The organism is Pseudalkalibacillus decolorationis, assembly GCF_024609785.1.
Lineage (GTDB): Bacteria > Bacillota > Bacilli > Bacillales > Fictibacillaceae > Pseudalkalibacillus > Pseudalkalibacillus decolorationis.
This window is the reverse complement of record NZ_JANHJQ010000022.1, coordinates 69588-79517: the sequence shown is the minus strand read 5'-3', so window position 1 is coordinate 79517 and position 9930 is coordinate 69588. Positions and strand designations below refer to the sequence as shown.

10 protein-coding genes and 1 pseudogene are annotated in these 9930 nt (G+C 38.2%); 4 read left to right on the top strand and 7 right to left on the bottom strand.

Annotation, left to right across the window (positions count from 1 at the left end):
• Positions 1-295: 295 nt before the first annotated feature.
• The gene (locus tag NON16_RS18675) at positions 296-1672 is read right to left on the bottom strand and encodes a hypothetical protein (RefSeq protein ID WP_257350940.1); all 1377 of its coding nucleotides are present in this window, start codon (positions 1670-1672) and stop codon (positions 296-298) included.
• A gap of 365 nt (positions 1673-2037) precedes the next feature.
• Here NON16_RS18675 and NON16_RS18670 point away from each other — a divergent pair.
• Both NON16_RS18670 and NON16_RS25730 read left to right on the top strand, forming a co-directional pair.
• A pseudogene (locus tag NON16_RS18670) lies at positions 2038-2547 on the top strand (VLRF1 family aeRF1-type release factor); the annotation flags it as partial.
• 26 nt (positions 2548-2573) lie between these two features.
• Positions 2574-2834, top strand: a complete 261-nt coding sequence (locus NON16_RS25730) for a VLRF1 family aeRF1-type release factor (protein WP_372508847.1) — start codon at positions 2574-2576, stop codon at positions 2832-2834.
• A gap of 38 nt (positions 2835-2872) precedes the next feature.
• On the opposite strand, the gene NON16_RS18665 is transcribed toward NON16_RS25730, so the two are convergent.
• The 3 genes from NON16_RS18665 to NON16_RS18655 all read right to left on the bottom strand — a co-directional run bounded on the left by NON16_RS18665 (position 2873) and on the right by NON16_RS18655 (position 4864).
• Complete coding sequence (locus tag NON16_RS18665) at positions 2873-3208, bottom strand: L,D-transpeptidase (protein ID WP_257350938.1); 336 nt, start codon at positions 3206-3208, stop codon at positions 2873-2875.
• Between the two features lie 100 nt (positions 3209-3308).
• Entirely contained in the window at positions 3309-4103 is a 795-nt protein-coding gene (locus NON16_RS18660; RefSeq protein WP_257350937.1) for an alpha/beta fold hydrolase, read from the bottom strand.
• A gap of 170 nt (positions 4104-4273) precedes the next feature.
• Complete coding sequence (locus NON16_RS18655) at positions 4274-4864, bottom strand: helix-turn-helix domain-containing protein (protein WP_372508844.1); 591 nt, start codon at positions 4862-4864, stop codon at positions 4274-4276.
• 114 nt (positions 4865-4978) lie between these two features.
• Between NON16_RS18655 and NON16_RS18650 the strand changes: the two genes are divergently transcribed.
• Positions 4979-5971 (top strand): DMT family transporter, encoded by a 993-nt coding sequence (locus NON16_RS18650; RefSeq protein WP_257350935.1) that lies wholly within the window; start codon positions 4979-4981, stop codon positions 5969-5971.
• 104 nt (positions 5972-6075) lie between these two features.
• On the opposite strand, the gene NON16_RS18645 is transcribed toward NON16_RS18650, so the two are convergent.
• From NON16_RS18645 to kynU, 3 genes are all read right to left on the bottom strand, one after another.
• Positions 6076-6690, bottom strand: a complete 615-nt coding sequence (locus NON16_RS18645) for a pyridoxamine 5'-phosphate oxidase family protein (protein ID WP_257350934.1) — start codon at positions 6688-6690, stop codon at positions 6076-6078.
• A gap of 310 nt (positions 6691-7000) precedes the next feature.
• On the bottom strand, positions 7001-7855 hold the full coding sequence (gene kynA, locus NON16_RS18640; protein WP_257350933.1) for a tryptophan 2,3-dioxygenase: 855 nt from the start codon (positions 7853-7855) through the stop codon (positions 7001-7003).
• Positions 7856-7873: 18 nt separating this feature from the next.
• A complete protein-coding gene (kynU, locus tag NON16_RS18635) occupies positions 7874-9160 on the bottom strand; it encodes a kynureninase (protein ID WP_257350932.1) in 1287 nt (428 codons plus the stop codon).
• A gap of 155 nt (positions 9161-9315) precedes the next feature.
• Here kynU and NON16_RS18630 point away from each other — a divergent pair, with 155 nt between their 5' ends.
• Positions 9316-9927, top strand: a complete 612-nt coding sequence (locus tag NON16_RS18630) for a TetR/AcrR family transcriptional regulator (protein WP_257350931.1) — start codon at positions 9316-9318, stop codon at positions 9925-9927.
• Positions 9928-9930 lie beyond the last annotated feature (3 nt).

Genomic DNA, 9930 nt, shown 5'->3' with positions numbered 1-9930 from the left:
GCGCCCCTCATCCGCTACAGCCACCGCAATATTTTTCTTTGAGACGTCTAAACCTACGTACTTTGTGGTATCCTTCATACTAACTAGCTCCTTTCGTAATTATAGCTCTGATTTGGTATGTTGTTGCCTTAAACACAGTATTACCAAATTAACCTACGTTGTTACGAACAGGGGCTAGTTTCGTTCATGATAACTTATACTATAGAAAGTATTTATACTTTCTTAACGTGTAATAAAGACCTTTGCCAGATTAATGGACAAAGGTCTTTTTACTGTTCAATTTAAGATTAGTTGTTCACATGAAAGCCTGTAGTAAAGCCAATACGATCATTAGCACAACCATGTATGAAAACGTAAATACTGCATTCCAATTGGAAATACGGTATGGACTTTCTTCAACAATACTAGACATAAGCCCAAGTGTTGCATTAAATGGTCCCATTAAGAATGCAGACACTGCACCACCTAGCATTGATAAAGTTAATAATTGGGATGAAATATTTAAACCAGCAGGATCAAGTGTTTCTGCCATTAAAGCTAGACCCACAACCGGATGGATCCCCATAAACGCGAGGATCAAAGGTACAAGTGGGAGCACCACTAGAAAGATTTGAATTCCAACAACATCTTTAAATCCCGTTATCCATAAGTTTACTAGGTGATCAGCGTGAGATAATTTCATAGCAGAAATGAAAAAACCTGCTGTAAGGAAGATGACAAATTGATCCTTCATCTTGTTTAAATGACTGTTAAAATGATCTTGTAATCCGCCAAAAAAGCTTCCTATTAATCCGATTGACGTACACCATAAGAATGCAAATGGGATGACGAGTAACGTGACGATCAATACAAAATCATAAGTAGTAGTGAATTCGATTACACTTACAATCCCATTGAACAAAAGAATTGCTAGTAATATATGAATTAACTTCCCACCTCTTGAATTCTCACCTGTTTCTTCGAGCGTAGCAGCTGTTTCTCCTCCTAATGGATTCATCGATGTTTTATACTTTTTGTGGGCATAACCTGCTAATATCCAATCCAGTGCCAATCCAAGAAAACTTAATGGAATTAAATACGGAAGCATTGATGCCCAGTTCACCCCGTTCATTTCAATAACAATCCCGACTATAGGCGTTACAGGTGTCCAGAGCAATGGCATTGCAAACCCATGAGTCACCGCTCTACTCATAAAGCGTTCCTTGTTGTTAATTGAAAAATCCCCCAATGAAGGGCGGATGGAGTAATAGGTCATCGGGAGTGTTGCTAGGTTCATAAAACAACTGAAAAAATAAGAAATCCCTGAGGTCATAAAATAGAGATCCCTAGAGTTCTGCACCCTCTTTTTAATAACACGCTGAATCCCTTTAGCGTAATTGCCTAGCCGGATTGGCAATGCAAGGATCGGAACAAGCGCAAACAAACTAAGCAAGTTCAGCATTGGACCAAATGATGAGATATAATCACCAGGGTTTGTCCCTGTTCTAAATAATAAAATAAACCCTAGAACAAGAAAGACACCTGAAATCCATTTCGCTGTCCTACTTATCTTCCAAATCGCAATTCCTACAATACTAAGGCAACATATAGAAATTATAAAGTTCAAATGAATGCCCTTGTAAAGTTCAGAAAATAAATATAAAAAGATTGTACTAATAAATAGATATTTCATAGGGATCACCAAGTCGATTGTATTTTGTATTCCATTATAAATGAGCATGCCCAAGAAAGCTATAATCTTTCCATTGGTGAATTTTCAATCTTAGTTTTTCGTATTATGTACATTGAGGTGTTGAGAATGAGAATCCACATTGATATAACATCGCTTAGTCCACTCCATTTATTGTATCGAAGAAAAAAATTAGTAACGATCAGATCTACTCTTTTTCCTTGTTTAAACAAAAAACAACCCCTTTAATATAGAGATAGAGGTTTTTTAACATCTTAAAAATATGTAATCTCCTCATTACGATGTTTAAATGAATACAATTCGCGGTACAGATTAATAGATCTCATTTTTTAAGGAGGCTTTATTTAATGAAATTCTCCGAAAAACTAAAAGATTTGAAAGGAAAGCGTGCTGACCGTCCTCAAAAAATTTTGTCTCTGTATTTAAATACCGACCCAAGTAATATGAACCAGCAAGGTGGAGAATGGAAGATCAAGCTGAAAAATGGACTGAAGAAATTTGAAGAATACATCGATGAAATGGGCAGACAAGATGAATTGAAAGGTTATCGAGAATTAAAGGATCGTGTGCACAAAACAATTACAGGTCGTGAACGCGAATTGAAGAAAAGTGTTGTCCTATTTGCGACCCCGGATAAACGTTTATGGATAATTGAAGACCTGCAAGTACCAGTGGAAACTTCCTTTCACTGGGAAGAATACCCCGTTCTTGATCAGCTTGAAGACATACAATCTAAATATCCTTACAGTGGTATAATTGTCATCAATAAGGAAGACGCAACCGTACTCGAAACCGAAATGGGTGTCCTCGTAAATGAATTCCACTACTCCTTTGACCCTGACATAGAGGATTGGCGTGAACATCAAGACCGCTTGCCGCTTCCATTACTGGTTCCGAAACGAATAAAAAGGATGAATTCCAAGAACGGTTCGAAGCGAATCAACAACGGTGGCTCAAAGACCTCGGCACAAAGATTTCCAAAAAAGCAAAGAAAAACAGCTGGAAAGAAACCTATTTGATGGGTGAAAAAAGCTCCCTCAGCGAATTTGAGAACCATTTATCCGAAAATGAAACCAAAAAGGTCGGCAAGAACCCAGGGAAAATCGAACCATCTAAAATCATCAACAAAGTGATTGCTGGTTAAAACACAAACGTGGTTGACTACACTAGTCAGCCACGTTTTTACTTATGAATCCATACATGCGTCCCTACATTAACGAGTGAGAACAATTCAATAACATCTTTGTTATACATACGAATACAACCCTGAGAAACATCCTTACCAATAGAGGAAGGATCATTGGTTCCATGGATACCATAGTGCGGCTTCGATAACCCCATCCACCTTGCACCATATGGCCCGCCCGGATTCAGCTCTTTATTCACAATCAAATATTCACCAGTTGGTGTTGGTGTAAGGATTTTCCCAACTGCAATCGGGTACGTTTTTAATAATTGACTAGCATTGTAAAGTTTCAACCTATGCTGTGTTACCGAAACATCTATCCAAAGCGCCATCTAACATCAACCCCATATCCTTTTTCAATATATGTATGGGCTTATGGTAAAGAAGGTGCCTAACACTTATAAAAGTATGTAATCCTATTGAAAAAGGGGTTTAATACCTAAGTCTATCTAACCAATTAGCAATTAAAGATTCAAATAGATCAGGTTGCTCAATTTGCAAGTTATGACCACCCATATCGAGTACTGCATAAGTTGCCCTAGGGTATTGATCAATCAAACTCCAAGCATCCTTATATCCAACCGCATGGTCCTGTCGTCCCGTAATTATTAACGTCGGGTGCTCAAAAGGTGGTATGTCCGCATCGACATCAAATGTAAAATTATAGCCATTTTCACGAATTTGCTCCATAAACCCAGGATTAGCATTATTTGAAGGAATTAAAATTTCTTCACGGAATCTTTGCCATTGCTGCTCACCCTGTACCACAGCCATTGATTCAAATTCTTCAGCCTCTTCGGGTGATAACCGAGATAATAGATTTGGATCCTCAATTAATACCTTTTTCTCAGGTAAACACCTTTTATCGAAATCCATATTAACTCCAGGAGCAATTAATAGTATTCCTTTAACCAAATCTCTTCGAAACCGAGTGATACCACGAGCTATATATCCTCCATATGAGTATCCGCAAACCAAGAACGGTTCGTTTGGAATAAGCCCATCAATAAACTTCAAGAAAGCTTTCAGCATATCATCCGAGTTTTGAATCGTTTCCGGAGATTTGGACTGCCCCATGCCTGGCAAGTCAATATAGATCCTTTTTAAATCATTGTAATTCGTGAATACAGGCTCTAGGCAGTTAACCATTACCTGATGATCCAAAGACCATCCATGCAAAATAACTACCGGATGCCCTTCTCCGATAATCTTGTGATTGATAGACAAGAACTACACATCCTTAAAAGTACATTTTATTTATATGATCTAAACTAACTAACACCTTACTTCAACAAAAGAGCATGACTTCCTTCTTGAAGCAATGACATTATTCCCTGTTAAAATTTCCAAACAAACGTTACAAAACAGTACATCCCACAATATTAAACTCATCCTTTTCAAGAGTTCGTATATGTCATCACAAAGTGTAAAACGGTAGTGGATGCAGTCGGATTAATGTATGCATGTTCTTTATCACCGTTAAACTTTATCGAATCATATTCATTAAGATGGTAATAATCATCTTCTATCTTAACTTTCAGCTCTCCAGCCATAACCGTCACATATTCGATAACACCTGACTGGTGGGAACCTGGGCAGTATTCACTATTTGGTTTCAGAAAAGCCCTGTGAATCTCACTTGACCCATAATTAGAAACCTCAAACATCGGTTCAAGTGTACAGGCTTCATTGGCACTTAACACTTTATTCCCTTTGTTTTTACGTGAAATTTCTACTTCTTGATTTTCATTAAGCAAAGCAGAAATAGGAATCGATAGGCCGTTCGCTATTTTCCAAATAACAGTAAGGGATGGGTTTGCCTCTCCCCTTTCGATATTCCCTAACGTAAGCTTACTTACTTCTGTCATTTCAGCTAAGTCTTGTATGCTAATGCCCCGTTCTTGTCTGATTTTCCTCACCGTTGATCCTACATGTTTTGCTAATCTTTCAGCGTCATTCATTTTGTGATTGTTATCCACAAGAAACATCCCCTTTACGATGTAGTTATTTTTGTGGTAATTTTAATAAGCAGAAAGTATAATATAATTTATATCAAATACATTATACTATATTTTATTTGCGAGAGATAGGATGGGGCGTATATGAAGGAAATACTAATCGGTATCCTAGCTTCTATGTTCTTTGCCGTCACGTTTATTTTAAACCGTTCAATGGAACTTTCCGGAGGTAGCTGGATGTGGAGTTCATCTTTAAGATTTCTCTTTATGCTCCCTTTTTTGTTATTGATTGTACTTGTTAGGAAAAATATAAAACAAGTACTGACTGAAATGGTAAAGCAACCAGTGGAATGGTTCATCTGGAGCTCTGTCGGTTTCGTTTTATTTTACGCGCCAATAACCTATGCAGCCGCTTATGGTCCAGGTTGGCTGGTTGCTGGAACTTGGCAAATAACTATTGTCGCTGGGACCTTATTAGCACCATTATTCTTTAAAACCATTCAGACAAGGGATGGGCAGTTGAGAGTCAGGAATAAACTCCCGTTGAAGTCTCTTTATATTTCGTCACTTATACTTGTCGGTATTGTTCTTATTCAAGTTCCAAGATTCGATGGTTTAACCTTTCATTCAGTAGTTCTTGGTGTTCTGCCCGTTATTATTGCTGCATTTGCTTATCCATTAGGAAATCGTAAAATGATGGAACTTTGCGGAGGTAGATTAGATACGTTTCAAAGAGTCTTTGGGATGACATTAGCTAGTCTTCCAATTTGGTTAGTGATAAGTGCTGTCGGCTTTATACAAGTCGGTGCACCTTCTGCAGACCAAATAGTGCAATGTTTTATTGTTGCGATCTGTTCAGGGGTAATCGCCACCATTTTGTTTTTTATTGCTACCGATCGAGTCAGAGACCACCAAGGGAAATTGGCGGCAGTCGAGGCTACCCAGTCAACGCAAGTGTTATTTGTCGTGGTAGGTGAGGTACTCCTTCTAACCACCCCACTTCCAAGCGGTTTGGCATTTGTTGGACTGTTCGTTATTGTTCTAGGAATGCTCCTCCACAGCTACTATACGAAAAAAATTAATACAAAACAAAGTCTGGAATTACAACTTCATAATAGTAAAGAACAACAATTATAAGAAAAAGCATGTGATTTTTATCATGGAATTACATGCTTTTTTCCTTTTCGGAGCAACCATCAATCACTTGCTTAAATGCATCTAACTTGTTTACCGTTATTCAGTTACGTAAACGGCCGATCATTACCCTTTTGTTTGACCTTAAAGTAATCGCCGCCTTTTTGTCTTTCATCATCTGTTCCCCATTCAATGTCTTTCTCTCGTTTATAAAATTTCGGGATGTGTTTGGAACAGTGAATATATGCTTCATCTACGTTGATTACAACCCAACGTTCTGGCTTGTCCCCTTCTCTTTCAATATCTTCTAATATTTCTTCTGATAACATCAATGTATTTAATTGTTCATTGTCTAAAATTGATGCCTGACCGTTAACGTGTAAACCAATGGAATCCTCTATAAAATCAATGAACATTAAGCCGATATGTGGATTTTCAACGATATTTCCTAAGCTGGCCATAATCCCATTCCCTCTATATTCCGGGTAAAGCAGGGTACTCTCATCAATGACTCTTATAAAGCCTTCCATCCCAGCACGGAATGAAGAATCACAGTGACCATCAGAATCGGAAGTCGAAATGAAGACCATTTCCTGCTTACATATAAAATCTTGCATGACCGAGTTAAGATAATCGATCATTTGATTATTATAAAAAGAGGCTGCCCTTTTCTTTGTATTATACTTTCCTTGAAGTAAGTGTTCTCCTCTTTGTTTGGACATTTTCTTCTCCTTTTACTAACTATTTACGCTACCTCCTAGTCTATCATAGAAAAAATTAGAGTTCGTACGGCGAGCAATGTTGGAAAAACTAACCTGCCAAAATCCATAAGGGTTCAATAAGGCAAAGTACCTTGCATCGACAACAAATTACCCAACTGTAAAAAAGCATGTGAATTGTTTTTGAATTCACATGCTTTTTAATACGTTAAGAAAGTATAAAAATACTTTCTATAGTATAAGCGCAACTAAAGCTCAGCCGGCGCCAAAGGCTTGGCTTTGCTAAGTTTTCTTTAAGTGGATCTTATTAGATTTAAAGTTCTGTACGAATGTCCCAAAGCTCTGGAAAGAATCGGTGATCGAGTACACGCTTTAGATACGATACTCCAGATGATCCACCGGTCCCCATTTTGTGTCCGATGATCCGTTCAACTGTTTTCATATGACGGAATCGCCACTGCTGTAGCCAATCTTCAATATCAACAAGCTTTTCTGCCAGCTGATACAAATCCCAGTACTTTTCCACGTTACGGTACACTTCTACCCAAGCGTCTTTAACGGTTTCATCCCCTTCGTATGTTTCAGAGAAATCCCGTTTTATCAATTCTGGATTTATTTCAAAACCAGCATCAGCAAGCGCTTGAATCGCAACATCATAAATACTTGGTGCTTCAAATGCTTCCTTCAATCGCCCATGCAATTCAGGGTCTTTTTTATAAATTTCCAATACATGCGGCGTTTTGTAACCAAGTGCGAACTCAATCATTCGATACTGATAGGATTGGAAGCCAGAAGCCTGACCGAGCTTATCGCGAAACTCTAAATACTCAGCTGGCGTTAATGTTGAAAGCACGTCCCACGCTTGAATAATTTGCGATTGAACCTTGGATACACGAGCAAGCATCTTGAATGCTGGCTGCAGCTCCCCTTTTTTAATTGAGTCAATCGCTGAATTTAATTCGTGAAGAATCATTTTCATCCATAATTCGCTGACTTGATGAATAATGATAAAAAGCATTTCGTCGTGATGGCCAGACAAACGTTTCTGACTGGACAAAAGACTATCGAGATGCAGGTACTCGCCATAAGTCATGTTTTCAACAAAATCAGTATGAATTCCTTTTTCAGTCACGTACTTTTCTTTCTTAGGTTCATTGTTGTTTCCCATATATGTCCACTCCTTTATTTAAGCAACGACTCCGCGTTTATTTTCAAATTGTTTATACTGTTCTTCTTCCATAATTCGTTTTAAAATCTGAACGGCCTTCCAAACGTCTTCATATGAATTATAAAGGGCAACTGGAGCCAGTCGGATTCCATTTGGATTTCGGAAGTCTGGGACGATACTATTTGCTTTTAATGCTTTGCAAATTCGTGCTGCTTCTTTATGTTCGAGGTAAATGTGACCTCCACGACGATCGTCTTCAAGCGGATTTCCGATAGTAAAATTATAATCTTTAAGTTCGTAGTTGATCAAATCCATGAAGTACCGTGTGATCCGTAACGACTTTTCCCTAATACGCTCCATACCCGCTTCTTTAAAAATTTCAAGCGATCCAATTAGAGGTGCAACACTTAACATATGCGGTGTACCGATTTGAAAAGCACCTGCATTGTTTGCTGGTGTCAATTGATGTTCCATGTCAAACTGTTTCTGTTTGTTGGAACTGAACCATCCTGCAAGTCCTGGGTTTTTGCCGAAGTGTTTCTCGTTCACATATAGCCCGGCAACTCCGCCTGGTCCACCATTTAAATGTTTATAATTACACCAGAAAGCAAAGTCTACTTCCCAATCACTTAATGAATGTGGGATAGCCCCGATCGAGTGGCAAAGGTCAAATCCGATCACAATGTTTCGCTTGTGTGCTTCTTCAGTTAATCGTTTCATATCAAGTACTTGACCGCTACGATACATAACACCTGGAAGCATGATTAATGCCACTTCATCAGTCATTGCGGCAATGATATCCTCTTCCTCGACGATTCGGCCGTCCCTGCTTTTCACTTGAATCAGGTGCTCTTCAGGATCATAGCCTTTCAACTTAACTTGACTTTGTAATGCATAAATATCAGATGGAAATGTTAATGAGTCCGCTAAAATCTTCGTCCTCTTTCCTTCTGGCTTATAAAATGTAGAGACAAGCTGATGTAAGTTAATTGTAGTGGAACCGGTTACAACAACTTCCTCAGACTTTGCACCGACAAGTGGAGCAGACATCTCTCCCAATTGTTCCGAAAGATAAAACCACGGGTGCTTCCCTTCTGTCCATCCATCGATCCCAAGCTGTTTCCATGAATTCAATATTTCAAGCAATGCTGTTTCTGCACGTTTTGAAAGTAATCCAAGAGAATTTCCATCTAGATAAATCCAATCTTCCTTAAGGTAAAATTCGTTTTGAAAAGATGCTAGTTCATCTTTTTCATCTAATTGAAGTGCGTAATCACGAGAAGGATCTACTACATTCGTACTCATTCTATCGTCCCCTTCATTGTTAGTAATCTGTTGATAAATCTACTATACTATTTTAAGTGATACAGTGTCAATGACATTATATCGTTGACAGAGCTTTATTGTTTTTTTAAAATAGATAAAAGGAACTTGACCGAAAAATAAAGGAATGAATTGATATGAAGAAACAGCAGCCTTCCACACGAAAACAGCGCTCGATGCAAACCCGAGAAAAACTACTCGATGCGGCACAAGATATTTTTAGTGAATTTGGCTTTCAAAAAACAACCGTAACTCAGATCATTAAAAAGGCAAGTACAGGATACGGAACTGCCTATGTTCATTTTAGCAACAAGGATGAAATTTTCATCGAACTAATGGAGGGTGTTATGCAACGTTTTTATGAAATTGCCGAACAATCATTTCAACCGAATACTGTAGAACAAGCTTCTCATTTGATCCAAAAACAAGTTCATCTGTTTCTAGAAATGGCAGATCAAGAAAAGAAAATGATGAAGGTGATTGAAGAAGCGATCGGGTTATCGGAGGAAGTACGAAGAAAATGGAGTGAAATCCGTGAACGCTTCATTCAAGGAATTGCAGAGGATATTGATTATGCTCAAAAATCCAATCTCGCACGGAAGGATGTTAATAATGAACTCGTAGCTAGAGGCTGGTTTTATTCCAACGAAATGTACTTATGGGAAATCGTTCGGGGGGAAAATCAAGCATCTGTAGAAGAAATTGTCCATAATCTTTCTGCCATGTATACTCACGGACTGTACAACTAATTC